Below are 23,978 nucleotides of genomic sequence, written 5' to 3'. Positions count from 1 at the left end.
AACTACCCCCTGAATCAGGTTCATTGCAACAGATACTAGAAACCACCAGCAGGCCCCTCCGGAGGTTGTCCGCCTCCGGGCCGGGGTCTCCTGCGGATAGTGGCGCAGGGCCGCTTCCACCAGGATGTCCTCCGGTTTGGACCAGCGTCGGTAGAGCGAGGTCTTGGCGGTCCCCGCGCGGCCGGCGATCCCCTCCATGGTGAGCCCGGACACACCGGTCTCGTCGATCACGGCCCGGTTCGGTGTCCGCGGACCCGTCGAGGCGTTCCTGCGCCGGATGACCTGTGGAAGCCCCGACCGCAAGGAACCGGAACCCGTCTCCGCCGGTGCGGCTCCGCGGTCGGAGAAATGAGGAGTGGAACACCGTCGTCAGAGTTCATCATGGGGGCATGACTTTCTCCGACTCCGACGAACGCTTCCTCGCGGCCACCGCTGACCGTCTCGCCGCCCTGCCCGGGGTCGAGGCGGTCAGCCTCGGCGGTTCGCGCGCACAGGGTACGCACCGGCCGGACAGCGACTGGGATCTCGCCGTCTACTACCGGGGATCCAAGGGCGAGTTCACCCCGCAGGCCCTTCGGGGCGTCGGCTGGGAGGGCGACGTTTCGGAGTTCGGCGGCTGGAGCGAGGGCGTGTTCAACGGCGGAGCCTGGCTGCGGATCGACGGCCGCCCGGTGGACGTCCACTACCGCGACCTCGACTCGGTGGAACACGAACTGGCCGAGGTCGAACAGGGCCGCTTCCGGGTCGAACCGCTCATGTTCCACCTGGTGGGTATCCCCACCTACCTGGTGGTGGCGGAGCTCGCCCTGGGCCGGGTGCTGGTCGGTGACCTGCCCCGGCCCGGGTACCCGGATCGGTTGCGCCGCAGTGCCCCGCCCCATTGGCGCGGGTTCGCCTCCGCCAACCTCGCCTATGCCGAGCGCAACCACGCCCCGTACGGCCGGGTGGCCCAGTGCGCGGGGCTGGTCGCCCAGGCCGCGTCCCAGGCGGCGCACGCCGTCCTGGCCGCACGCGGTGAATGGGTGACCAACGACAAGACCCTGCTGGCTCGGGCCGGGATGGAGGAGGTGGACTTCGTGGTCGCCGGAATGACCGCTGATCCGCAGGACCTTCTCGCGGCGGTCGCCGAGACGGGGCGGATCATCGCGGGAACCCGCTGAACCAGTCAGTGCCGCGGCCACGGCAGCGGCGCCGACCGGCAAGCCAGAGCGGGGAAGGGCTTGTGGGGAGCCTTGTCTGTCTCCTCGGGGGTGTTCGTTCGAACCCTGCTGGCTGGAACCCGGCTCCTTGGCGGGTTCCGGGGCTTGTCGTGCCGGAGGGGTTGAACCTAGAGTTAGTGAGTGACCACTCACTTCTAGGGGAGCTCTCGTGAACCCCACTGCGACCAACAGCGCGCCCGCGCTCCCTTTCGGCCGTCGCCCCAGAACGACCGTCGCCGTCATCGCCACCCTCGTCCTGGCCCTCGAACTCGCGGCCGCCCTCGCCACCCTCGACGGTGACCCCTTTGCTCCGGTCTCCGGCTGGGGCGCCACCAGACCCACGGACACCCTCGCTCTCGCGCTGGTGGTCGTCGGCTGCTCAGCCCTGTACTGGTGCCGGACCCGGCCGCTCACCGCCCTGAGCGCCGCCACCGCCTCCTACGCCGTCTTCATGCTGCTGGGCCACGAACTCGGCCTCTTCCTCGCACCGATGACCGCCCTCTACGCGGCCGCCGTCCTCGGCATCTCCAGGATCGGGTCCCTGACCGCGGGCCTCACCGCCTACGCCGCCTCCCTGTACTGGGTGTTCGAGCGCACCGCGACCGTCGCCGACCCCGGGGCGGCACTGCTCGCCTGGGTCGCCTTCTCCACCGTGATAGGTGTGTTCTTCGCCGGTCCCTACGTCGCCGGTGAACTGGTCCGGCTGCGCCGCCTGCTCACCGCCGGCCCCGGCCCGTCCCCCGCACAGCACGCAGCCACCACCTAGGAGCCCCATGGACGACGGCCAGACCAGGAAACGCCGACCCCGCTCGACCGCGGCCCGGACCCGCCAGCATCTCCTGGACACCGCCGCCGAGGTCATGGAGCGCCTGGGCATGGCCAACGCCACCACCAAGGAGATCGCTCGCGCCTCCGGTTACTCCGAGGCGACCCTGTACAAACACTTCACCGACAAGTCGGAGCTCTTCCTGGAGGTCCTGCGGCACCGCTTCCCGCCGTTCGTCGGCGACCTCGCCGCACTGCCCGAACGCGTGGGCCGCGACGGAGTGCGCGACACCCTGGTCGGCATCGTGCTCGGCGCGGTCCCCTTCTTCCGGCACGGGTCTCCCATGCTCGGCGCCCTCTTCGCCGAACCGGACCTGCTCCGCCGGCACCGCGAGGGCCTGAGCGCACACGGGGCCGGTCCGCTCAACGTCAACCGGGCGGTCGCCGCCTACCTGGCGGCCGAGCGGGACCTGGGACGGGTCGAGTTGGGCACCGACCCGGACGCGACAGCGGCCCTGCTGGTCGGGGCCTGCTTCCAGCGCGGCTTTTTCGAGGCCTTCTCCGAGGGCACCGAGGACCTTCCCCCGCTGGACCGCTTCGCCGCCGATCTCGTGGAGGCTCTGGGGGTCGTCGCCTCTGACGGTCTGGCCGACGCTTCCGATGGGCCCGGTGCGCCGGGTGGTTCCGGCGGACACGGCTGAGGGGAGGGGCGCTCGGGCACCCCTCCCCTCAGGTTGCGCGCCCCGGCCAGGGCGGCGCCACTCAGGGCACTGCCGGCAGGGACGCCGCTGAAGCTACTTCTCCCAGGTCAGGTTCACCACAGCGCTGGTGGTGTCGTAACCGGCCCGCTCGAACGCCTTGGCCATGGGGACGTTCCCGACGTCCGTGGCGGCCCGGATGTTCGGCACGCCCTCCTTGGCGAGCACGCGGGTGCCCTCGGCGAGCAGATCATCGATATAGCCGTGGCCGCGGTGCTCGGGAAGCACCGCGATGTAGGCGATGATCGGGTGGTAGGCGTTACGTGCCGGGATCACGAAGCCCACCGGTTCGCCGTCCGGGAGCGTCGCCACCCGCCACCAGGTTCGCGGCGTGTCGTAGTGGGCGAACTCGTCGGCGAAGTTGGCCGCGGCGACCTCCGCCGCGGACTTCTCCTTGAGGTCGAGCCGGTCGTGGGCATCGAGGGTGCCGTCCAGGGCCCGGGTCATGAGGCCGAGGATGTCCTCGGTGCTCTTGATCCCGCGGAACCGCAGGCGGTCACCGGGCTGGGGAACCGGGTACCCAGCGAACCACTCGTAGCGCAGCCGCTCGACGAGCGGGACGGCTCCCGACCGCTCGACCGCCCGCACACGGTCCTCCACCATGCGCCGGTCGCTCTCGTCCTCACGCCAGCCGGCGGGGACGAAACGCAGGAACTCGGGCGGGGGAGTGCCCTGGGCGACGGGCACGCCGTCGGGGAACAGGGCCGCGTTGGCGGTGCGCAGCAGCTCCTCGGCCACGGCGACACGGTCGATGTCGTGGGCGTTGTCGTCCACGTCGATCAGGTCCAGCAGGAACGGGGCGTCGTCCTGTGGACGGCACCACCAGGACAGACGGGCCAGAAGGCGGTCGCCGTCCAGAGCCATCCACATCCAGGAGGGGCGGCGGCGCCCCTGGGCGAGGTCGTCGGCCAGCTCGTCGTTCTGTACGTAAGGCAGCCGGTTGAAGAGATCGAGCTCCTCGGGACCGGTGATGGTACGGATGGTCAAGTCGTTCGGAAGAACGGTCAAGGAAGCACCTTCGGCGTGTGCGCCCGTCATCCGGGGGTCAGCGGTGGTCGCGGACCAGGGAGGACACGGACGCGGTGATCACGGGGAACATCGGATGCGCCTCCTTTCTCGTCGTCGCCGCACCGGGGGTCGGTGACGGCCCCAGTAGTTATAGCGGCGGAGGCGGCGGCCCCGCAAGCCCTTTCCCACCGGGCTCCCTCAGCCTCAGGAGTTCTGCGCACCGGCACGGTACGAACGTGTCACCAGCAGGGTGAGCACCCCGGCGAGCAGCCCCCAGAAGGCCGAACCCACCCCGAACAGCGTGAACCCCGAGGCCGTCGCCAGGAAGGTCACCACCGCGGCTTCCCGAGACCCCTCGTCCGAGACCGCGGAGGCCAGCGAACCCCCGATCGTGCCCAGCAGCCCCAACCCGGCGATGGCCAGTACCAGGGTCGAGGGCAAGGTGGCCAGCAGGGAGGCCACGGTCGCACCGAACAACCCCACACACAGGTAGAAGATCCCGGCCCACACCCCGGCCAGATACCGGCGCTCCCGGTCCGGGTGGGCCTGCGGGCCCGTGCAGATCGCCGCGGTGATCGCGGCGAGGTTCATCCCGTAGCACCCGAACGGCGCCAGCACCAGGTTGGTCGCGCCGGTCCATCCGATCACCGGAGAGATCGGCACCCGGTAGCCGTCACCGCGCAGCACCGCCACCCCGGGCAGGTTCTGCGAGGCCATGGTCACCACGAACAGCGGCAGGCCCACGCTGACCAGCACCTGCCAGGAGAACTCGGGCGCGACGAACTCCGGGGAGGCCAGCGCCAGGTCCACCGACCCCAACCGCAGCGACCCCTGGGCGGCGGCCACCACACCGCCGGTGAGCAACGACAGTAGGACCGCGTACCGGGGCAGCCACCGGCGGCACAGCAGGTACGCCACGAACATCGCGAACACCACCGCGAAGTCGCCTTCCATGCTGGTGAACAGCCCGATCCCGAACTGCAGCAGCACGCCCGCCAGTAGCCCGGCGGCCAACGGCACCGGGATCCGGTCCATCACCCGCTCGAACCAGCCGGTCACCCCGCTCAGCGTGATCAGCGCGGCTGAGAACAGGAAGGCTCCCACGGCCTGGGACATGCTCACCCCATCCAGGCCGACCGCCAGCAGGGCCGCACCCGGGGTGGACCAGGCGGTCACCACGGGGGCCTTGTAACGCAGGGACAGACCCACACAGGTCACGGCCATGCCCACACCCAGCGCGAGCATCCACGAGGCGATCTGCCCGGGCGAGGCTCCGGCAGCCTCGGCGGCGGTGAACACGATCGCCGCCGAGCTGGTCACCCCGACCAGGACCGCGATGAGGCCCGCGGTCACGGCGGAGAGGGGGACGGCGTGCTGGACACTCCGGACGAGGGTTCTCATGGTGAACCATCCTGTCGTCCCATCACTGAGTCCCGGTCGCCGGGGCCGGGTCTGCCGACACCGCCCGGGAACAGGGCAAGGACCACGGGACTCATGGTGACCGGGGCGCGTGCGGGAGCGAGCGCGCAGTGGTCGACAGGCCGGGAGAAAAGCATTGGATCTCCGCCGTGGACCGGGTGAGGATGACCCCATGAACCGAAGCTTCGACCAACTCCTCGACGAGGCAGTCAACGAACCGACCGAAGGCTGGGACTTCTCCTGGTTCGAGGGGCGGGCCACCGAGCAGCGGCCCTCCTGGGGCTACCAGCGCCTCATGGGCGAGCGGATGGCCCGAGCCACCGCCGCCCTCGACATCCAGACCGGCGGTGGCGAGGTCCTGGCGGGGATCCCCGCCCACCCGCCGCTGACCGTCGCCACCGAGGCGTATCCGCCCAACGTCACCAAGGCCACCCGCCTGCTGCACCCCCGAGGGGTGGCCGTCGTCGCCGATCCCGACGAACCCCCGCTGCCCTTCGCCGACGCCGCGTTCGACCTGGTCGTGTGCCGTCACCCGGTCACCGTCTGGTGGAACGAGATCGCCCGCGTCCTTGCTCCCGGCGGTACCTACCTGGCACAGCACGTCGGCCCGTCGAGCGCGGCCGAGCTGTACGAGTACTTCCTCGGACCGCAGCCCGACGAGAACAACAACGTCCGCCACCCGGACCACGACCGGGCCGGGGCCGAGGCCGCGGGGCTGGAGGTCGTCGACCTCAGAGCGGAACGGCTCCGACTGGAGTTCCACGACATCGGCACGGTCGTGTACTTCCTGCGCAAGGTCGTGTGGATGGTCCCCGGTTTCACCGTGGACAAGTACCGGGACCGGCTACGGGAACTGCACGAACAGATCGAGGATCAGGGCCCGTTCGTCGCGCACTCCGCGCGCCACCTGATCGAGGCCCGCAGACCGGAGTGAGCCCGGGAGGGGGAGGGCCGCGAACGAGTCCGGGACGAGACGGGCCGGGGCGTCCAGGCGTGTTGTCCGGTGAGCGGGGACCGCCCCGCCCCGGTGACGCCCGCGCCGCCGACCGACCCTCGCGGCCCGCCGACGGCGCGGATGAAGAGGATCAGCTCTTGGCGGTGACGTGCTGGACGACCTCGAAGCCCCAGATCTCACTGTTGGTCGCCGCCGGGCCTCCGTGCCCGCCGTGGGCATGGCCGTCCTTCTTGGCATCGGCCGCGGCCTGGGCGTGACCCTTCTTGAAGGCCTGCCCGCTCACCCAGTTCTGGAAGTCCTCCTCGGACCGCCAACGGGTGTACACCAGGTACTTGTCGGTGCCCTCGACCGGACGCAGGAGCTGGAACTCCTCGAAGCCCTCCTGGTTCTCCACGAGCCCTGCGCGCTTGGCGAAACGCTCCTCCAGAGTGGAACCCTCCCCTTCCGGGACGGTCAGGACGTTGAACTTGACGACACTGGTCACGCGTGTACCTCCGGTCGGATCCACATCTGCCAAGGCCAACCTAAGGGACCCGCTCGGCCCGGCCGCACCAGGCTCCCCGCCGACGTTCCCACCGCCGACGGCCATCCCCGCGGGCCCCGGCCATCGTGGACGACCCGCCTCCGGGTCTGCCGGCGGTCAGCTCCCGGACACCCGGTCCACCCACTCCACCAACTCGCCGATGACCTCCGCCCGGTTGGTCTCGTTGAGCACCTCGTGCCGCGCGCCCGGGTAGGTGCGGTAGACGATGTCCGCGACACCCGCCTTGCGGTAACGCTCGACCAGGGCGTCACTGAACTCCAATCGGTGGTTGAGCGGGTCGCGGTCCCCGACCAGCACGTACAGGGGCAGGTCCGTCCGCACCCCCGACAGATCCGTGAGCGGACCGAAGGCCGCGGTGGCCAGCCCCACCAGCGCCTCCTCGTCGAGCGCGAACCCGCACAGGGGATCCGCGACGTAAAGGTCCACCTGCTCCTCGTCCCGGCTGAGCCAGTCCGCGGTGGTTCGGACCGGCTGGAACGGAGCGTTGAACATCTCGTTGAGGTCACTGGTCCCGGGCGGGACCGAACCCAGGAACAGGTCCACGGCGGTGGTACCGCTGAGCGCCGCCCCGGTGAGCAGGTCGGCGTGTTCGAGCAGGTACTGCTGGGTGGCGAAGGAACCCAGGCTGTGCCCGACGAGCACCAACGGCAGGCCGGGGTGTCGCTCGCGCAGGATCCGGGAGAGTGCGGCCATGTCGGCGACCAGCAGGTTCCAACCGTCCGCGCCCAGCCGGCCGGGCTCGGCGTGGATGGTCGCCCCGTGGCCCCGGTGGTCGTTGGCGTACACCGCGTACCCGCGCTCGTTGAGCGCCTGGGCCAGGGGAGCGTAGCGCGGGGCGTGCTCGCCCATGCCGTGGGCCAACTGGACGACACCGCGCGGCGGGCCGTCGGGCTGCCACTCGTGGACGTGCACGGTGAGGCCGTCGCTGCTGTCGAAGGTGAACATAGCTCTCCCGGAGTGGATGACGGAGTCACGGGCCCGGGGGCGCGGGAGGCCCGTGGGCACCGATTGTGCCCCGGTTCACTTCCCCTGCCCAGTGGAGCGGTGTGCCCGGTCGGGCGACGCGCTCAACCGGGCGACGCGTTCAGCTACGTGCGCGGGAAGATCCCGCCGCACTCGCCCGGCGTTACTTGAGGCCGTGTTTGCGCGCCACGATCCGCAGCATCGTGGCGCGGGGCAGCAGACGGCGCAGCGCGAACACCAGCGGCGCGTTGCTGCCCACCGCGTACAACGGCCGCGGCCGCTTCGCCTCGATGGCGCCGACCACGGTCCGGGCCACCCGCTCCGCCGAGATCCCCTTGGCCTCGTTGGCGTTGAGCGTGTCCACCATGGTCCGGTACTCATCCCTGAACGGGGACTGTTCCCCCACGTACTGGGTGCGGCGCTCACTGATCCCGGTGTTGATCGAACCCGGCTCGACCGTGGTCACACCCACCCCGAACGGCGACACCTCGCGTCGAACCGCGTCGGAGAACCCCTTCATCGCCGCTTTGGACGCCACGTAAGAGGACCGGTAGGCCAGCGGGAAACTCGCCAGCATCGAACCCACCATGACCACGCGCCCGTACCCGCGCGCCCGCATCCCCGGCATGAGCAGCTGCGTGAGCCGGACCGCGCCGAACACGTTCAGCCGGAACATCCGCTCCACGGCTTCCATGGGCAGTTCCTCGATTGGCCCGTTCTGGCTCTCGCCTGCGTTGTTGACCAGGACGTCGACCTCGCCCGCGGCCTCGGCGCAGGCCTCCACGGAGCCGTAGTCGGTCAGGTCCAGGGCCAGGTACTCGACCCCGGGCACCCGTGCGCTCACGGTCTCGGGGTTCCGACTGGTGCCGAAGACGCGGTAACCGCGCTCGACCAGGGCGGCTGCGACGGCCGCCCCGATCCCGGAGGAGGCTCCGGTGACCAGTGCGGTACGGCCGGGCGCGGGGACGGAGGGGGCCATGGGGAGTCCTTCGAGTCAGGGGGGCGGGTGGGGCCGAAGCACACACCACAGTATTTGAACCCTGCTCAACAACTTCGCGCCGGGAACCTCGTCCGGACAACGCCCGTACGATGCCCGGAAGGCATCCTGGCCGCCCTGGACGGTGGGGTCCGGTCCGGGCGGCCAGGGCGCGGGTTCGAGCCGGTCGGGTTCTCCTGCCCTGGGTGAGCGGGCACTCCGAGAGCTTCCGTCAGACGTCAGCCCCGGTCGCGCTTGTCCAGGACCAGCGAGAGTCCGGCGCCCAGCAGCCACAGGTCCTTGGACAGGGGCGTGCCCTCCTCGGTGGGGGCCAGGCTGCCGGGTTTGTGCATCCCGGGGGTGCGCAGGTAGAGGCCGAGCAGCCCGGCGGCGAAGGCGCTCAGCCCGGCCCCCGCGAGCTTGCTCGGCACGAGCGGCACCAACAGTGCGGTGCCCAGGGTGATTTCCCCGGCGGACAGGAGCCGGGTGAAGGTGACCGGGTCGATCTTGTCAAGGAACGGGTACGTGCCGACCGCCATCCGGTGGAGTCCCATCGCGGTGTCCTCGTCAGCGCCGCGTTTGCTCAGACCGGAGTTGAGGATGGAGGCGCCGGTGGCGGCGCGCAGGACCATTTGGTGCGGTCTGACGGGCAACTTCATGTGGGCTCCAGTTCGAGTCGACAACTAGAATTACTTTGAGTAATTGAAATGCTACGCCTTGGAGTGGTTAGGTTCTGGTCGCGTCCACCGGGTGTCGACCGTTCGTTCTTACGGAAGGAGAGAGCGTTCCCCCGGATCCGCGCGGGGCGGAAAGTCGGTTGCACTCCCGTCGGGAGCGTGGTTTCCTTCGCGCGACCACCCCAGCGAGAAGGAATCACATGCGCAGAATCATCGTGACCGGCGGCGGCACCGGAATGGGCAGGGCGATCGCCGAACGCCTCGCCAAGGCAGGGGACGAGGTCCACGTCCTCGGACGCCGGAAGGAGGTCCTCGACCAGGTCGCGGCGGAGAACCCCGAGGCGCGGATCATCCCCCTGCCGGTCGACCTCACCGACGAGGACGCCGTCCTGGCCGCGGCCGAACAGCTCTCGGCCGAACCCGTGGACGTCCTGGTCAACAACGCGGGCGGAATCATCAAGGAGACCCCGGTCGACACCAAGGGCACCTTCGACATCTACCGGCGCACCATCGACGCCAACCTGCTGTCCGCGATGATGCTGACCCAGGCGCTCTGGCCCGCCTTCCGGCGCCCGGGCGGCAGGGTCGTCAACATCAGCTCCATCGCCGCGCACCGGGGCGGCGGCGACGCCTACGCGGCGGCCAAGGCGGGACTGTGCGGTTGGGGGATCGACCTCGCCAAGCGGGGCGGCCCCGACGGCATCACCGTCAACACACTCACCCCCGGCTACGTGCAGGACACCGAGTTCTTCACCAAGGAGGGCCGCTCGGGCAGGCACGACACGCTCGCCGCCGAGACCATGGTCGGCCGTGCGGGCACCCCCGACGACGTTGCCGCGGTGGTGGAGTTCCTCGCCTCGCCCGAGGCGTCCTGGACCACCGGCCAGGTGCTGGGCGTCAACGGCGGGGCGCTTCCCGGTCACTGACCCGCGATTTCGGCGGTTGTGCCCGGAACCGACACAGGAGTCGGAAGCAGCCGCGGGTGTCGACGATCCTTCAAGGAGGAGACCGAGGAGCCGTCGGGGCGTCCGAGCCCCAACCCCGCTCCCACCCCGTCGCCGTCCGCCAGGAGGCCTGGAAGACCCTGATGCTCTCGGACTCGTTCAGTGGTGACGGGGCACCGCGCTTCTACCGCTACACCTTCGTGATGTGGCGAACCCCGGACGACCACGGAACCTGATGGGCCCGGACCAGTGGCCGGTTCGGTGCGCGCTCACGATGGCCGGGCCACAGCGGCTTTTTCGTGAGCTGGGTCGGTCTAGGGTTTCGACCATGACCAACACACCCCCCGCTCTGCGTCTCGCGCAGATCACTCCAGACAATGTGCACGCCGCCTGCGAACTGCGCGTTCGCCCGAATCAGGAACGCTTTGTGGCCCCGGTCGAAAGATCCCTCGCGGAGGCCTACGCGGCCGGTCCGGACATCGCTTGGCCCCGGCTGGTCATGGACGGTGACGAGGCGGTCGGCTTCGTCATGGGCGGGTTCGACCCCGACGCCGGGATCGACGCCTTCCGCTGCGGGATCTGGCGGCTGAACGTGTCCGCCGAGCACCAGGGCCGGGGTTACGGCAGGTTCGCCGTGCGGGCGGTGGCGGAGGAGGCCCGCCGCCGGGGGCAGAACCGGCTCACCGTCATGTGGCTCCCGGGAGAGGGCGGCCCGGAGGGTTTCTACACGGGCCTGGGCTTCCGCCCGACCGGTGAGTTCATGGGTGACCAGGTGATCGGGGAGATGTTCCTGGGCTAGCCGTTCGACGGCGTGGGGGCGATGGCGATCCGTTCGTCCGTGTCACCCACACTGGGAAGCCGGTTCCGACGCGACCCCGGTCGCGTGGCCGCCGGCCGACTCACACCATCCGGGAGGACACGTGGCCGCACCCGCCGACGCCGAGTACGACGTCGTCGTGATCGGAGGCGGTCCCGCGGGACTGGCCACCGGGTACCACCTCAGCCGCGCGCGGGCCGACTACGTCATCCTCGACGGGCAGCGGGCGCCGGGCGGTTTCTGGGATCGGAGCTGGAGCAGCTACTGGGACTCCCTGCGGCTGATCTCCCCGGCCGAGCACAGTTCCCTGCCGGGCTCGTGGATGCCGACCGAAACGGGACAGGAACTCCCCTCGGCAGGGCACGTCGCCGAGTATCTGGCCGCGTACGAGCGACGCTACGAACTGCCCGTACGCCGCCCGGTGACCGTTACTGGGGTGCGCCGTGCGGAGGGGGTGCTGGAGGTGGTCGGCTCCACGGGCACGTGGCGTGCCCGGCACGTGGTCAGTGCGACCGGGACCTGGCGTCGTCCGCACACGCCCGACCACCCCGGCCGGAACCTCTTCGAGGGCCGACAGCTGCACACCGCCGACTACCGGGGCCCGGAGGAGTTCGCCGGGCGGCGCGTGGTGGTCGTGGGCGGTGGAAACTCCGCGGCGCAGCTCCTCGCGGACCTCGCCGAGGTCGCGCACACCACGTGGGTCGCCCGGCTCCCGGTCAGGTTCCTGCCCGACCACGTGGACGGCCGCGTGCTGTTCGACGAGGCCGCCCGGTACGCCGAGGGCGCAGGGCCGGGCCGGGGTGCGGCTCGCCTGGGCGACATCGTCATGGTGCCCAGCGTGCGCCGGGCGCGGGACCGGGGCGTGCTCGTGGCACGGCCGATGTTCGAGCGGCTCACCCGGACCGGTGCGGTCTGGGCCGACGGCAGCGAACTGAAGGCCGACGCGATCCTGTGGTGTACCGGGTTCCGGCCGGCCCTGGACCACCTGGCCCCGCTGGAGCTGTTCGACGCAGACGGCCGGATCCCGGTCGACGGGAACCGCAGCGTCCGGGAACCCCGGCTGCACCTGGTCGGCTACGGGGACTGGACCGGGGCCGCCTCCGACACGCTGGTCGGCGCGGGCCGCACCGCCGGGGCCGCGGTCGCCCGCATCGTCGAGGAACTGCGGAGGGGACGGCCGCACTGACCCGACCGGCCTGGGCCACGGAAGGCGGGAGGCCCCTGCCGCCCGGTGCCCGCCGTATGCCAGGTTGCTCGGTGTGCGATCCTTCAATGGTTGACCAGTGCCTTTCGGGCTGGTCACAGCGTGTGTGGTTGGTCACGGGCGCTGGGGTTCCGGGGTAACCCTGATTTAAGGTCGGACAAATAGGAAATGCGTGACGTTCCGTCCGTGTTCCTGGAACCGCCTGTCCGCAGTATGCAAAGGACCCTCATGCGCCGCGCCACCCTCGCCGTCCCCGCCGCCCTGGCCCTGCTCGCGGCGACCGCCTGCGGCGCCCCCTCCGAGAACGCCTCGGCCGAGGCCGGAGGTGAGGACACCCTCGTCGTCGGCGCCACCGCGGTCCCCGCCGGCGACATCCTCGAATTCATCGAAGCCGAGCTGGCCGCCGACGCCGGTCTCGACCTGGAGATCCACGAGTACTCCGACTACATCGCCCCCAACGCCGCCCTCGCCGAGGGACAGCTGGACGTCAACCTCTACCAGCACGAGCCGTTCCTGCTGGAGTACAACGAGGGCAACGGCACCGACCTCGTCACCGTCGAGCAGATCTACCTGCCCCCGCTCGGCCTGTACTCCAACGTCGTCGACGACATCGACGACCTCGGGGAGGGGGCCGAGGTGGCTCTGCCCAACGACCCCACCAACGAGTTCCGCGCGCTGCTTCTGCTGGAGGAGGGCGGCCTGATCACGCTCGCGGAGGGGATCGACGAGTCCGCCTTCAGCCTGGACGACATCGAGGAGAACCCGCTCGACCTCCGGTTCCGCCAGGTGGAGGCGGCGCAGCTGCCCCGCTCCCTGGACGACGTCGACGCCGCGATCGTCAACAACAACTACGCCCAGGAAGCCGGTCTGGACTTCGAGGAGGACTCGATCCTGCTCGAGAAGTTCGACGGCAACCCCTACGTGAACGTCCTCGCCGCCCGCGCCGACAACACCGACGACCCGCGTATCGCCACCCTCGTCGAACTGCTGACCTCCCCGGAAACGGTCCGGTTCATCGAGGAGGAGTACCAGGGCAGTGTCATCCCCGCCGCCGCCGGCTAACGGCGGGTGCGGTGGCCGCTCACCGGTGCGGAGAGCGCTCTCGGCCAATCCCCTGGCAGAAGGTCCGGCCCCGACGGAATCCGTCGGGGCCGGACCTTCGCACGTACGGAGCGGGGAGGCCGGAGGTCAGGGGCGGGAGAGGAAGGCGTCCAGGGCGTCGAGCCAGGCCTCCGCCCGGTCTAGGTGCGCCATGTGCCCGGCACCCTCCAGCACCACCGCCTCGGCCGTCGGTAGGAACTCGGCCGCCCGCTCGGCGAAGGAAGCGGGGAAGGTCATGTCCTCCCTGCCGTGCAGGAACAGCAGGGGAGCGCCGAGCGCCCGCAACCGTTCGGGGCCCTCCGGCGGCCTGGGCGAGTCCAGTGTTCCGGCGAGGAACCCGGGAACCCACTCGGCGGACCAGGAGACACGGTCGAGCAGGGAGAGATAGGCGGGCAACCGCTCCGGGACACGGACACTGGCCGGAGCCCCCGCGACAGCGGCCTCCCGGACCAGGTCGGGGCCGGTCAGGGCGGACTCGGCCCACACACGGCCCTCGGCCGTGCGCAGGACGTCCCGTTCGGGCCAGGGCCCGAAGTTGGCGTCGGTGACCGGCCACAGGGTGCTGGACGCGATCACCGTCCGCCGCACCCGGTCCGGGGCGGCCAGCAGGACGCGCTGGGCGATCTGTCCGCCGGTGGAGAACCCGAGCAGGTCGAACCGGTCCAGGCCGAGTCGGTCGGCCAGGATGACCAGGTCGTCAGCGGCGGCCCGGAAGGAGTAGCCGCCGGGCCCCAGGCCCTGGGTCGACCGCCCGCACCCCCGCAGGTCCGGCAGGATCACGTGGCGGCCCAACCGGTCCAGGGGCTGGCGCAGATAGCTGTGGTCCCAGTCGGGTCCGCCGTGGACCACCAACAGCGGTGTGCCGCTCGGCGGACCGAGGAACGAGCAGAACAGACTGACCTCGGGGTGCTCCCGGACGGTGACGAATTCTCCCATGCCCCGAGTCTGGCAGCGGGCCGACCCGCCCGGACCCGAAAAGCAGAGCGCCCTCCGCGGGACGGGAGGGCGCTCTGTCGGCTACCAGGCGTCGAAGGTGGCTCCCTCGTCCGTGGAGCGGGCCGCGTGATGGTCGGCCACCACGATCAGCTGGCCCTCATCGGCGTGCAGCGCCTCCGGGTTGCCCGGTAGCTCACCGGTGCGTTCCCAGGTGTCACCGGCGTCGGTGCTCCGGTACACGCCGCCGTCCACCGCGACCCCGAACACCGTCTCGCCTCCTGGTACCCAGTCGACCAGGGCCAGCGGGGGAGCGTCCGCCACGACTACGAAGGCAGCTCCGCCGTCCGCGGAACGCACCGGTCCCCGACCGGTGGTGGCGACGACGGTGCTCCCGTCGTCGGACACGGCCAGGTCGAAGGCCTCCACGTCCGGTGCCAGGTCCCTCCAGTTCACCCCGTCCTCGGTGGAGCGGAGCGCACCGTCGAAGCCGACCACCAGGTCACCGGCGGAGGCCAGCGCGTGGAAGTCGGACTCGCCCGCCAGGGACAGGGCCTCCCAGTTCCGGCCGCCGTCGCGGGTCTCGATCAACCCGACCGGGTCGGGCATGTCGGTGTCCCCCTGGGGATGCCCGCTGGCCAGGTAGTGGTCCGGGCCCTGGACGGTGAAGCCCATGAGGTCGATCGCCGGTCCGACGTGCGCGGGTACCGTCGCCTCACGGGTCAGCCGGTCGGGGGCGGGCACCGTGAACAGGCCCGCGTGCGAGGCCACCAGGACCTTGCCGGACCCGGGGTCGACCCCGACCCCGTGCACGTGCTGGGCCTCCTCGGGCAGGGGCACACCGACGGTGTTCGCCACCCCCTCCGTGTCCGCCCCGGCGGGCCCGTCCGCTCCGGCCTGTGCGTGCACGCTCTCCTCCGGTTCCGCACACGCCGCCGTGACGGCGAGCAGACCCGCCGCGGCCAGCACGCTGAGGGTTCGGGTGTGTGTTCGTGTTCGGCTTCGCATGGTTCTCTTCCGACCTCTCGGATGACACCTTGATCTCACACGGGGGCGGAGGCCGGTACCCCTGCACCGGCCCCCTGGCGATCCCCGGACCTAGTGGCCCGAGTGGTCGTCGTTGTCGTCGGCGGCGTCCCCGCCCGGGCCCTGGGCGCCGGACTCCTCGACGCCGGACTCCTCGACGCCGGGCTCCTCGACACCCAGCATCTCGTTCATCTGCTCGATCTCGTCCTCCTGAGCGGCGATGATCTCCTCGGCCAGCTCACGGGCCTCGGGGTTGACCCCGTCGGCGAGCTCGGTGCGGGCCATGTCCACGGCGCCCTCGTGGTGCAGGACCATGAACTCCAGGAACAGGGTGTCGAAGTCCTCCCCCTCGGCGGCCTCCAACTGGGTCATCTGCCCCTCGGAGAGCATCCCGTCCATCTGGGAGTGGTCCATTCCGTGCTCCACCTCGGCGCCCCAGGCGTCGAGCAGCGTCTCCATCTGTTCGATCTCCGGCCCCTGGGCGGCACGGATCTCCTCGGCCAGGGCCTGTACCTCCGAGCCCGCGCGGGTGTCGGCGAGGTCGGCCATGTCGACGGCCTGCTCGTGGTGGGGGATCATCATCTGCGCGAAGTGCACGTCCGCGTCGTTGAACTCGGCGGCCTGCTCCGCGCTCTCCGAACTGGTGGTCGGGGCGTCCTCGTCACCGCCGCCGCAGGCCGCGGCGAACAGGGCGGTAGCGAAGGCGGCGGTGGCCGCGGTCAGGACTCGCTTCTTCAGGGCACGCTCGAACGAGGTCATGGTGACCTTTCCTCTCTAGGATCTCCTCCGCGTCGAATCCGGGTCCGACGCGGCCGTCTGTGCTGCGGGGCGCGCTGCCGACACGCGGGTGCCGGGGCGCGCGGGCATCTAGATGCGCAGCACCTGTAAACGGGAGAGGGAGGGTTCGTCCGGGGCGGGGAAGGGCGGCCGAACCGGGAACAGGGCCGGACCGGCTGTGTCCGCGGGGGTTCTGGGCCAGCGCAGGAAGGCGCCGGGGGCCACGCCCAGCAGAACGGCGACGAAGGCACCCAGGGTCAGGCAGACCGAGGTCGGGTCCAGCTCGGGGAGCGATAGGGCGCTCTCCGGCGCCGCCGAGTACCCGCCGGTGGAGTCGGTACCAGCCGAGTGGGGGCCGGCCGAGTGCGCACCGGATGAATGGGCGCCGGTCGAGGCGTGTGCCTCGTGCTGGACGTGGCCCAGGGTGTGCATGGATCCGAATCCGAGCAGCAGCACGGTGATCAGCAGGATCCGCGTCAGGGCGGATCCCGTGCGGCTGCGGCGCGGCTCGGACGGCGACATGTGCGCCAGCGTACCCCTACCCCGAGGGGGTACTCGACCAGGGTGTCCGGTCGGGGTGCGGGTCTTTGCTGCCGGAGCCGCCGCACCTTTCCGGAGCCCTTCGCGCAGGCGGGTTTCGAGAAAGCCACCATTGACACCACGGCACCCGCATATATACGTTCCGGAAACATACCGTCTGGTCGGTTAAATCCTAGGTGGGTGCCATGAGTTTCAACCTCGCGACGATCCTTCAGGAATCACGGCGGGAGAACCCGGACAAACCCCTCTGCCACATCAACGACCTGGAGTTCAGTTACGCCCAGGTCGACGAGATCTCCGGGCGGGTGGCCTCCGCGCTGCGCGGCCTCGGACTGGAACCCGGGGACCGGGTCGCCGTCCAACTCCCCAACCTGCCCCAGTTCCTGTTCACCTACTTCGGTATTCTCAAGGCGGGCCTGGTCATGGTTCCCCTGAACCCGCTCCTCAAGGCGCCCGAGACCGCCTACCACCTGACCGACTCGGGGGCGCGGGTCTTCGTGACCTTCGAGATGTTCGCCGAGGAGGCGGTGCGGGCGGTCGAGCTGGCTGAAACCGGGGAGAGCGTGCGCACGTACGTGGTGAACCTGCCCGGCAACGACGAACGCCCCGAGGGCACACTCCACTACGACGAGCTCTACTTCGCCGAGGACTTCGGCGAACCCGAGCCCACCGGATCCGACGACACCGCCGTCCTGCTCTACACCAGCGGCACGACCGGCAGGCCCAAGGGCGCCGAGCTCACCCATTTTCAGATGTACATGAACTGCACTGTGGGCGGGGACCTCTTCGGTTTCCGCGACGACGACATCGGCCTCGCGGTCCTGCCGCTCTTCCACATCTTCGGCCTGTCCAGCGTGCTCAACGTGGCGGTGCGCAACGGCGGCACCGTCGTGCTGGTGCCCCGGTTCGAGACCGCCGCGGCGCTGGAAGCCATCGAGCGGCACCGGTGCACGATCCTCGCCGGGGTGCCGACCATGTACCAGGAAATCCTGCACAGTGACACCAGGGGCCGGGACCTGTCCACGCTGCGTGTGGGTGTTTCCGGAGGCGCGTCGATGCCCGGCGAGGTCATGCGCGCCTTCGAGGAGAAGTTCCCCGGGATGGTGATCCTGGAGGGGTACGGGCTCTCGGAGACCTGCGCCGGGGCCACCTTCAACATCAACGCCGAGCAGCGCAGGGTCGGCTCGATCGGGAAGCCGCTCTGGGGAGTGAGCGTGCGCGTGGTCGACCCCGACGACCAGCCGCTCCCGCCCGGCCCCGACCAGGTGGGGGAGATCGTGGTCCGGGGCCACAACGTGATGAAGGGTTACTGGAACCGTCCGGAGGCGACCGCCGAGGCCTTCCGCGGCGGCTGGTTCCACACCGGCGACCTGGGTTACACCGACGAGGAGGGCTACTTGTTCGTCGTCGACCGCAAGAAGGACCTCGTCATCCGCGGCGGGTACAACGTCTACCCGCGCGAGGTCGAGGAGGTCCTGTACGAGCACCCCGAGGTGACCGCCGCGGCGGTGATCGGGCGCCCGGACGCCCGCCTGGGTGAGGAAGTCGTGGCCTGTGTGTCCCTGGGCCCCGACGCCAAGGCCACCGAGGAGGACCTCATCGCGTTCTGCAAGGAGCGGCTGGCCGCCTACAAGTACCCGCGCGAGGTGCGCCTGTTGAGCGAGCTCCCCGTCGGACCGACCGGCAAGATCCTCAAGAAGGAGCTCCGTCCCCTGGCCACGGGCGAGAGCGGGGGCGCTACCTAAGCCGGGAGCCGGCCCCGCTGGCCCTCGGCGAGTGCTCTCGCGGGTCCGGGGAGAGCTTCCGCCGCCTTCGCGGGCCCGGGGCACACGAGGGAACCGGCACCTGGATGGTGCCGGGTCCCTCGAGCGCTCTTCGTGAGAGCTCCGGTGCGGCGGTCCGGAGGCGGGTTCAGGGGTTCCTAGGGCAGGTACCGCGGGGCGCTGGCGCGGCTTTCGTGGTGCAGTCGGTGCAGGGCGGTCACGTAGTACGTGGTGTCGGAATCAGCGGGTGCGGTGAAGGTCGCGGAGCCGTCCTCATCCGCCCGCACGGTGCCGAGCATGGCGCGCGGGTCCTCGATACCGCAGCGGGCCTGATCCGGGCGGGGCTTGCCGTCGAAGGCGTACACCGCGTAGTAGGCGGGCGCCTCACCGGGGCCGGGCCTGATATCCAGGACGGTGCCGCCGTCCCCCTCGCCCGCGCTCACCCTCGGGGGAGCGGGGACGGTTCCGCCGAGGTCCCGCTTGACCGGCACCAGGGCGGGGTGCGAGTAGTGGTCCGCGACCAGGATCTCCATGGCCTCCTGGGCGTTGGTGCGCAGCGACGTCGCGCTGAAGTAGACGTCCCCGTGGACCCCGGGGTAGTCCTTGTTGAAGTCCAGGTGGCTGGAGAGCTCGTTCGGGTCCTGCCACGCCCCCGGGTTGCCGACCTTGTAGGCGGCCTGCCCGATGTACAGGTGCGTGTCGGTGCCCGAGGCGACCTCCTCCCACCAGGGGACGAGGACCGAGTAGTCGGCGACGGGCAGCCCGATCTCCCAGTAGACCTGCGGGTTGATGTAGTCGAGCCAGCCTTCCAGGACCCACTTGCGGCTGTCGGCGTACTGGTTGTCGTAGGACTGGGTGCCGTTGGTGTCCGACCCGTCGGGGTCGGTGCTGGAGTTGCGCCAGATCCCGAACGGGCTGATTCCGAACTTCACGTGTGGTTTGGCGGCGCTGACCGCGTCGCTCATCCCCTCGACCATGAGGTCGACGTTGTCGCGCCGCCAGTCCCCGATGTCGTCGAACCCGGCGCCGTACTCGGCGTAGGTGTCCTCGTCGGGGATCTCCAGGTCAGCGACCGGGTAGGGGTAGAAGTAGTCGTCGAAGTGCACCCCGTCCAGGTCGTAGTTCTCGACCGAGTGCATCATCGCCTCGATCACGAACTCGCGGGCCTCGGGGATGCCGGGGTTGTAGTACAGCCGCCCGCCGTACTCGAAGATCCAGTCGGGGTTCTGCCGGGCCGGGTGGTCCTCGACCAGCGCCCCGGGGTCGTCGTGCATGGCTACCCGGTACGGGTTGTACCAGGCGTGGAACTCCAGGTTCCGGGCGTGGGCCTCCTCGACCGCGAACTCCAGCGGGTCGTACCCGGGGTCGCCGCCCTGCTCACCGGTGAGCCACTCCGACCAGGGCTCGTGCGGTGACGGCCAGAAGGCGTCAGCGGTGGGTCTGATCTGTACGAACACCGCGTTGAGGCCGTTGTCGACGGCCTCGTCGTACAGGTCGACGAGGTCGGCCTGCTGTTTCTCGGGGCTCTGGCCCTGTTCGGTGGGCCAGTCGATGTTGTACACGCTGGCGATCCACTCGGCCCGCATCTGGTGCTTGGGCGGGGCCCCGGGGTCGCTGGCGCAGGGCGCCTGGCTCTCCGGTTCGGGTTCCGCGGCGGCCTGCGGGGCGTGGAGCAGCGCCGCGGTCAGCGCCGCCGCGAGGGCTCCGCTGAAGAGCGCGGTCCGGGAGGCGGCACGTGGTGCGGTGGTGCGGGGGAACGGAGCCGAGGGATCGGGCCGTGCGGCGGGTCGGTTCCGGTGCGGGTACGCCAAGGTTGCTCCTTCAGGCTTGCGTCGTACGGACGGGGACCTGGGAGGAGCCACCTGTTTTTCGGTGTTCCTCCGGCGGTCCGCGTGCGACGGTCAGCTCGGGCTTAGGAGAAAACCTTCATGATTTACCCGCTGAATGCAACACTCCTACGCGAGGTTGGGTCAGATGGGAAGAATGTGAGGTTTTTGGCTTGAATTCCTTTTTGGTGGAATTCTGATCCCGCTCAATCGTTGTTCCGCGCGTTTACGTGCGCCTACTGGTCTTCCAGCGGGGAGGTCAGGAGCAATCCGGCACCGGTGGCCGTGCCCGCGCCGATGCCCTTCAGCGACAGCTCCTGGAGCGCCTCGCTGTCCTGGACGATGGCTTCCCCGATGAAGTGGAAGCGGGCCGGACGGCCGCCCAGGCGCTTCCACTTCGCCGCCGTGACGCGCAGGGCCTCGCCCAGCTTCAGGTCCAGCCACGCGTCGAACTCCGACTCCGGCAGGGCGACCTTCTTCACCTTCGGCCTGGGGTTCTCCTCCGTGGGCTCCGCCTCGCGCTGCGCGGTGGGCGCGGTGATGAGCTCCCATCGGACGGCTTCACCCTCCGGGTGCCGGGTCATCGGCAGGATCGAGGCTGACTTCGCCCCGGAAAGCTTTCCCCAGGCGGGGGCGGTGTCGGAACTGATCACCAGAGTGGTGGGGGACAGGCGCGCCCACAGCACCCGGGCGTCGGATTCGGGGGCGGGGTCGACGGCCTTGCGCACGGCCCGGCCCATCACCCCCCACTGGTCCATGCCGATGCTGCGCTGGGGGTCGAGGCTGATGCGGGACAGGTACAAGGAGATCCGATCTGGGTCGTCCCGCTGAAGCGGGGATCGCGTGCGCGCACGAAGCACCGGAGGAGTCCGGGCCCGTGGTGAGGTTTTCTAGCCTACGAGGGGTGGGCCCCTGATCAGCCCACCCCTCACGGGTCCGGGTGCGCGCTTCGAGTGCCGCTCCCCGAATCCTCAGGAGAGCGCTCCACCGATCCTCGGCACCAGGTGGTCGAGCGCGTAAGGGATCGACAGCACGGAGTTGTAGGTGACCGCGCCGCGCTCGTCCAGAGTGGTGGCGATAACGGAGTCCTCACGCACCACGTCGAGGGTGTTGAAGACACTGGACCCCTCGGTGATGTCGAAGTCCTCGTCGTCACTCACCACGAGCAGTAGGTCTCCGTCGAGCAGGTCCACGCGTTCCGCGGACAGTTCCACGAAGAAGTCGTTCCCGCTGTCCCGCTCGGTGATCGCCTCGGGGATGTCGAAGCCCAGCGACAGGAGGAATCTGCCGCGGGCGTCTCCGGGCAGGTAGGCGCCGTACTTGCCGTCGTAGGGAAGGACCGCGGTCCCGGTGAGCCCCTCGAACTCCGGGTACTCGGCGCGTGCCTGTTCGAGGAGTTCGTCGGTCGCCTCGTTGAGGGCGACGCCTTCCTCCGGGCGGCCGAGCGCGGTGGCGATGATCTCCGTCGCCTCGTCCCGGGGCACGGTGTACGCGGCGACCCCGGCGGGTCGCGCGACCACGGGGGCGATCTGGGAGAGGGCCTCGTAGACGGCGTCGTCGAACCCGGCGGAGACACCGATGATGAGGTCGGGGGCGAGGTTGGCGATCTGCTCGACGTTGGGTTCGGAATCGGAGTCGATTCGGGTCAGCTCGGTGCCCTCGACCAGGTCGTCGGTCCACGGGCCGAGCCCGGACTCGTAGAACGTGTAGCCGGTGTTGCCGACCGGGACGAGGTCCAGGGCCAGGACCGCGTCGGCGTCCGTGACGCCGAGGGCGACCACCCGCTCGGGCTCCTCCTCGATGGTGGTGCTGCCGAACTCGTGCTCGATGGTCACCGGGAACGCGCCTTCGGCGGCCTGCGATGAGGGAGCGCTCTCCGACGAGTCCTCGCCCGCGTTCCCACAGGCGGTGAGGGGGAGAAGGACGATGAGGGCGCACGCGATCGAGCGCGGGGCGGGGCCGGTGAACATGGGACTCCGTTCGCTAAGGTTAGGCTCGCCTATCCTAGTCCCGCGGTGGCTGGTCGCCCGGGCGGCCCCGCTCACACCCGCGCGACCCCGGACCCCGTTCCCGAGCCTGGCCCGCCCGTGTGGCCCGTGCTCACGCGCGCAGCCCCCGGTAGTGGGCTCGCTGTTGTGGCGGAAGCTTCTCGATCGCCGCGCGCAGCAGGGGGCGCGGGGCCCTCGCCGCGTGGGTGTCCAGGAAGGCCAGCAGCCGATCGGGGTCCACGTCGCCCGCGGAGCGCAGCATCCAGCCGGTCGCCTTCTGGACCAGTTCGTGGTCGTCACCCAGCAGGAGTTCGGCGATCGCGAAGGTGTCGTCCAGGTCCTCGTGCCCGATGAAGTGTGCTGTCGCCACGATGGAGGTCCGCCGCTGCCACGGGTTCTCCGAACGGGCCAGCTCGTACAGAACCTTCCGAGAGCGCTCTCGCAGATGCCGGCCCACGACGTGGTAGGCGGCCAGGTCCACCAGGTCCCAGTCGTTGACACGGTCATGGCGGCGCAGGTACAGGTCGGCGAGCTCGCCGACCTGCTCGGGGGTGGCCCCCTTGCGGCGGGCCTTCTTCTCCATGATCCTCAGCGCTCCGGCGCGCGCCTCGTGGACCGGGCTTTCCAGCAGGGCCTCGATCTGGTCGAGGTCCATGTCCACGAACTCCTTGGCGAGCGCGAACACGGTGCCCATGCGTACCCCGACGAAGTAGTCGAGGGGGTCCTGGGCATCGGCGTCGAAGCGGAAGTACCGCTGGTACTTACGGAGCTCCTCGTCGCTGCGGTGGGTGTCGAGCCGGGCCAGGAAGGCCTCGGCGGTCAGGTCGTCGGCCATGGGGTGACGATAACCGAGCGCACCCGACCGCACCGGTCGGAACACCCCGCCGAACGGCGGTCCGGTCGGACCCGGCCCGCCGTGCCTTCCTGCTCCGGGGCCTCTCTGCCAGAATCCCGGGTATGACCCAGACCCCGCTATGCGTCGCCTGTGAGGGGACGGTCGCCCCCGACGGCCACTGCTGGGACTGCGGTGCGGACCAACCGGACTACAGGGTGCGGATGGAGGCCACCGGGGCCGACGGCGCGGCGGGGGTCAGCGACCGGGGGGCGCGGCGCGGGATCAACGCGGACGCCCTGGCGCTCGCGGCCGCTGGGGACTGGACCACCGGGGTGGTCTGCGACGGGGTGTCGATGTCGCCGAGGGCCGAGCGCGCCGCTCAACTCGCGGCGGAGACCGGCTGCGCTGCCCTCGCTGAACGGCTGGTCGGCGGAGACCTCCCCGAGACCGCCCTGAGTCGCTCCGCTGCGCGCGCCGGGCGGGCCGTCGAGGCCCTGTCCGGCACCGAATCCCCGGCACCCGCCTGCACGTACGTGGCGGGCGCGGTGGGTCCCGAGGGCCTGTGGGTCGCCTGGGTCGGGGACAGCCGCGCCTACTGGCTGCCCGAACAAGGTCCGGCGGTGCTGCTGACGGAGGACGACACAGGGGAGTTCGGCGCGATCTCGGCATGGTTGGGCGCCGACGCGGAACCGGCCGAGCCGGGTTCGCGCAGTTTGCGTCCGACGGTCCCCGGCGTGCTGTTGCTGTGCACCGACGGGCTGACCCGCTACCTTGCCGATCCGGCTGATCTGAGAGCCGCGGTCCCGTCCCCGCGGCGCGGGGACTCGTGGCTGCCCGCCGCGCGCGCCCTGGTCGGACACGCGCTCGACCGGGGCGGACACGACAACGTCACCGCCCTCCTCCTTCCGGTCGGCGACCGGTGACCGCGGGCTCCACCGGGGCGGTAACCCCCTCACCGGT

At 70.5% G+C, this 23,978-nt stretch carries 26 protein-coding genes; 11 read left to right on the top strand and 15 right to left on the bottom strand.

All coding sequences use genetic code 11. From position 1 onward, the window contains the following. A partial coding sequence (locus D457_RS35080) for a TetR/AcrR family transcriptional regulator (protein ID WP_239646209.1) occupies window positions 1–231 on the bottom strand: 231 nt, incomplete at its 3' end. A gap of 158 nt (window positions 232–389) precedes the next feature. On the opposite strand from D457_RS35080, the gene D457_RS0124790 reads away from it, so the two are divergent. The 3 genes from D457_RS0124790 (at window position 390) to D457_RS33320 (ending at window position 2,665) form a co-directional block, all read left to right on the top strand. Further along, window positions 390–1,160 carry a nucleotidyltransferase domain-containing protein gene (locus tag D457_RS0124790; protein ID WP_017583377.1) on the top strand — a complete coding sequence of 257 codons (771 nt, stop codon included), beginning with the start codon at window positions 390–392 and terminating at the stop codon, window positions 1,158–1,160. A 208-nt stretch (window positions 1,161–1,368) separates the two neighbouring features. Next, the gene (locus D457_RS0124785) at window positions 1,369–1,965 is read left to right on the top strand and encodes a hypothetical protein (RefSeq protein ID WP_017583376.1); all 597 of its coding nucleotides are present in this window, start codon (window positions 1,369–1,371) and stop codon (window positions 1,963–1,965) included. A gap of 7 nt (window positions 1,966–1,972) precedes the next feature. Next, a complete protein-coding gene (locus D457_RS33320; RefSeq protein WP_017583375.1) occupies window positions 1,973–2,665 on the top strand; it encodes a TetR/AcrR family transcriptional regulator in 693 nt (230 codons plus the stop codon). 93 nt (window positions 2,666–2,758) lie between these two features. Here the strand turns inward: D457_RS33320 and D457_RS0124775 are convergent, their stop codons facing one another. Together D457_RS0124775 and D457_RS0124770 are read right to left on the bottom strand one after the other, a co-directional pair. Further along, entirely contained in the window at window positions 2,759–3,730 is a 972-nt protein-coding gene (locus D457_RS0124775; RefSeq protein ID WP_017583374.1) for a GNAT family N-acetyltransferase, read from the bottom strand. Between the two features lie 204 nt (window positions 3,731–3,934). Continuing rightward, the gene (locus tag D457_RS0124770) at window positions 3,935–5,131 is read right to left on the bottom strand and encodes a benzoate/H(+) symporter BenE family transporter (RefSeq protein ID WP_017583373.1); all 1,197 of its coding nucleotides are present in this window, start codon (window positions 5,129–5,131) and stop codon (window positions 3,935–3,937) included. A 190-nt stretch (window positions 5,132–5,321) separates the two neighbouring features. Between D457_RS0124770 and D457_RS0124765 the strand changes: the two genes are divergently transcribed. Further along, complete coding sequence (locus D457_RS0124765; RefSeq protein ID WP_017583372.1) at window positions 5,322–6,083, top strand: class I SAM-dependent methyltransferase; 762 nt, start codon at window positions 5,322–5,324, stop codon at window positions 6,081–6,083. A 151-nt stretch (window positions 6,084–6,234) separates the two neighbouring features. Here the strand turns inward: D457_RS0124765 and D457_RS0124760 are convergent, their stop codons facing one another. From D457_RS0124760 to D457_RS0124745, 4 genes are all read right to left on the bottom strand, one after another. Next, window positions 6,235–6,588 carry an antibiotic biosynthesis monooxygenase family protein gene (locus D457_RS0124760; RefSeq protein WP_017583371.1) on the bottom strand — a complete coding sequence of 118 codons (354 nt, stop codon included), beginning with the start codon at window positions 6,586–6,588 and terminating at the stop codon, window positions 6,235–6,237. Between the two features lie 156 nt (window positions 6,589–6,744). Continuing rightward, complete coding sequence (locus D457_RS0124755; protein WP_017583370.1) at window positions 6,745–7,593, bottom strand: alpha/beta hydrolase; 849 nt, start codon at window positions 7,591–7,593, stop codon at window positions 6,745–6,747. A gap of 181 nt (window positions 7,594–7,774) precedes the next feature. Beyond that, window positions 7,775–8,590, bottom strand: a complete 816-nt coding sequence (locus D457_RS0124750) for an SDR family oxidoreductase (protein ID WP_017583369.1) — start codon at window positions 8,588–8,590, stop codon at window positions 7,775–7,777. 236 nt (window positions 8,591–8,826) lie between these two features. Beyond that, window positions 8,827–9,246 carry a hypothetical protein gene (locus D457_RS0124745; protein ID WP_026116998.1) on the bottom strand — a complete coding sequence of 140 codons (420 nt, stop codon included), beginning with the start codon at window positions 9,244–9,246 and terminating at the stop codon, window positions 8,827–8,829. 218 nt (window positions 9,247–9,464) lie between these two features. On the opposite strand from D457_RS0124745, the gene D457_RS0124740 reads away from it, so the two are divergent. The 5 genes from D457_RS0124740 to D457_RS0124720 all read left to right on the top strand — a co-directional run bounded on the left by D457_RS0124740 (window position 9,465) and on the right by D457_RS0124720 (window position 13,291). Beyond that, window positions 9,465–10,190, top strand: a complete 726-nt coding sequence (locus D457_RS0124740) for an SDR family NAD(P)-dependent oxidoreductase (RefSeq protein ID WP_017583367.1) — start codon at window positions 9,465–9,467, stop codon at window positions 10,188–10,190. A gap of 56 nt (window positions 10,191–10,246) precedes the next feature. Continuing rightward, a complete protein-coding gene (locus tag D457_RS0124735) occupies window positions 10,247–10,444 on the top strand; it encodes a hypothetical protein (protein WP_026116997.1) in 198 nt (65 codons plus the stop codon). A 92-nt stretch (window positions 10,445–10,536) separates the two neighbouring features. Next, entirely contained in the window at window positions 10,537–11,007 is a 471-nt protein-coding gene (locus D457_RS0124730; RefSeq protein WP_026116996.1) for a GNAT family N-acetyltransferase, read from the top strand. A gap of 121 nt (window positions 11,008–11,128) precedes the next feature. Continuing rightward, the gene (locus D457_RS0124725; RefSeq protein ID WP_017583364.1) at window positions 11,129–12,211 is read left to right on the top strand and encodes an ArsO family NAD(P)H-dependent flavin-containing monooxygenase; all 1,083 of its coding nucleotides are present in this window, start codon (window positions 11,129–11,131) and stop codon (window positions 12,209–12,211) included. A 246-nt stretch (window positions 12,212–12,457) separates the two neighbouring features. Then, on the top strand, window positions 12,458–13,291 hold the full coding sequence (locus tag D457_RS0124720) for a MetQ/NlpA family ABC transporter substrate-binding protein (RefSeq protein ID WP_026116995.1): 834 nt from the start codon (window positions 12,458–12,460) through the stop codon (window positions 13,289–13,291). Between the two features lie 126 nt (window positions 13,292–13,417). On the opposite strand, the gene D457_RS0124715 is transcribed toward D457_RS0124720, so the two are convergent. From D457_RS0124715 to D457_RS0124700, 4 genes are all read right to left on the bottom strand, one after another. Continuing rightward, window positions 13,418–14,266, bottom strand: coding sequence for an alpha/beta fold hydrolase (locus D457_RS0124715; RefSeq protein ID WP_017583362.1), 849 nt, complete (start codon window positions 14,264–14,266; stop codon window positions 13,418–13,420). Window positions 14,267–14,347: 81 nt separating this feature from the next. Beyond that, entirely contained in the window at window positions 14,348–15,271 is a 924-nt protein-coding gene (locus tag D457_RS0124710; RefSeq protein WP_026116994.1) for a F510_1955 family glycosylhydrolase, read from the bottom strand. Window positions 15,272–15,361: 90 nt separating this feature from the next. Next, window positions 15,362–16,048, bottom strand: coding sequence for a DUF305 domain-containing protein (locus D457_RS0124705; RefSeq protein ID WP_017583360.1), 687 nt, complete (start codon window positions 16,046–16,048; stop codon window positions 15,362–15,364). A gap of 108 nt (window positions 16,049–16,156) precedes the next feature. Continuing rightward, a complete protein-coding gene (locus tag D457_RS0124700) occupies window positions 16,157–16,588 on the bottom strand; it encodes a DUF6153 family protein (RefSeq protein ID WP_017583359.1) in 432 nt (143 codons plus the stop codon). A 203-nt stretch (window positions 16,589–16,791) separates the two neighbouring features. Between D457_RS0124700 and D457_RS0124695 the strand changes: the two genes are divergently transcribed. Then, window positions 16,792–18,351 carry a long-chain-fatty-acid--CoA ligase gene (locus D457_RS0124695; protein WP_039831856.1) on the top strand — a complete coding sequence of 520 codons (1,560 nt, stop codon included), beginning with the start codon at window positions 16,792–16,794 and terminating at the stop codon, window positions 18,349–18,351. 176 nt (window positions 18,352–18,527) lie between these two features. On the opposite strand, the gene D457_RS0124690 is transcribed toward D457_RS0124695, so the two are convergent. From D457_RS0124690 to D457_RS0124675, 4 genes are all read right to left on the bottom strand, one after another. Continuing rightward, a complete protein-coding gene (locus D457_RS0124690; RefSeq protein WP_017583357.1) occupies window positions 18,528–20,180 on the bottom strand; it encodes a glycoside hydrolase family 10 protein in 1,653 nt (550 codons plus the stop codon). Window positions 20,181–20,431: 251 nt separating this feature from the next. After that, on the bottom strand, window positions 20,432–20,998 hold the full coding sequence (locus tag D457_RS0124685) for a type I-E CRISPR-associated protein Cas6/Cse3/CasE (protein ID WP_017583356.1): 567 nt from the start codon (window positions 20,996–20,998) through the stop codon (window positions 20,432–20,434). A 168-nt stretch (window positions 20,999–21,166) separates the two neighbouring features. Then, window positions 21,167–22,165, bottom strand: a complete 999-nt coding sequence (locus tag D457_RS0124680; RefSeq protein WP_017583355.1) for an ABC transporter substrate-binding protein — start codon at window positions 22,163–22,165, stop codon at window positions 21,167–21,169. 130 nt (window positions 22,166–22,295) lie between these two features. Then, entirely contained in the window at window positions 22,296–23,018 is a 723-nt protein-coding gene (locus D457_RS0124675) for a DNA alkylation repair protein (RefSeq protein WP_017583354.1), read from the bottom strand. 122 nt (window positions 23,019–23,140) lie between these two features. On the opposite strand from D457_RS0124675, the gene D457_RS0124670 reads away from it, so the two are divergent. Beyond that, window positions 23,141–23,941, top strand: a complete 801-nt coding sequence (locus D457_RS0124670) for a PP2C family protein-serine/threonine phosphatase (RefSeq protein ID WP_017583353.1) — start codon at window positions 23,141–23,143, stop codon at window positions 23,939–23,941. Window positions 23,942–23,978: the final 37 nt, after the last annotated feature.

Source organism: Nocardiopsis valliformis DSM 45023 (assembly GCF_000340985.1).
Taxonomy (GTDB): Bacteria; Actinomycetota; Actinomycetes; order Streptosporangiales; family Streptosporangiaceae; genus Nocardiopsis; species Nocardiopsis exhalans.
The sequence above is the reverse complement of the archived record's forward strand: the minus strand, read 5'-3'. Positions and strand labels throughout refer to the sequence as shown.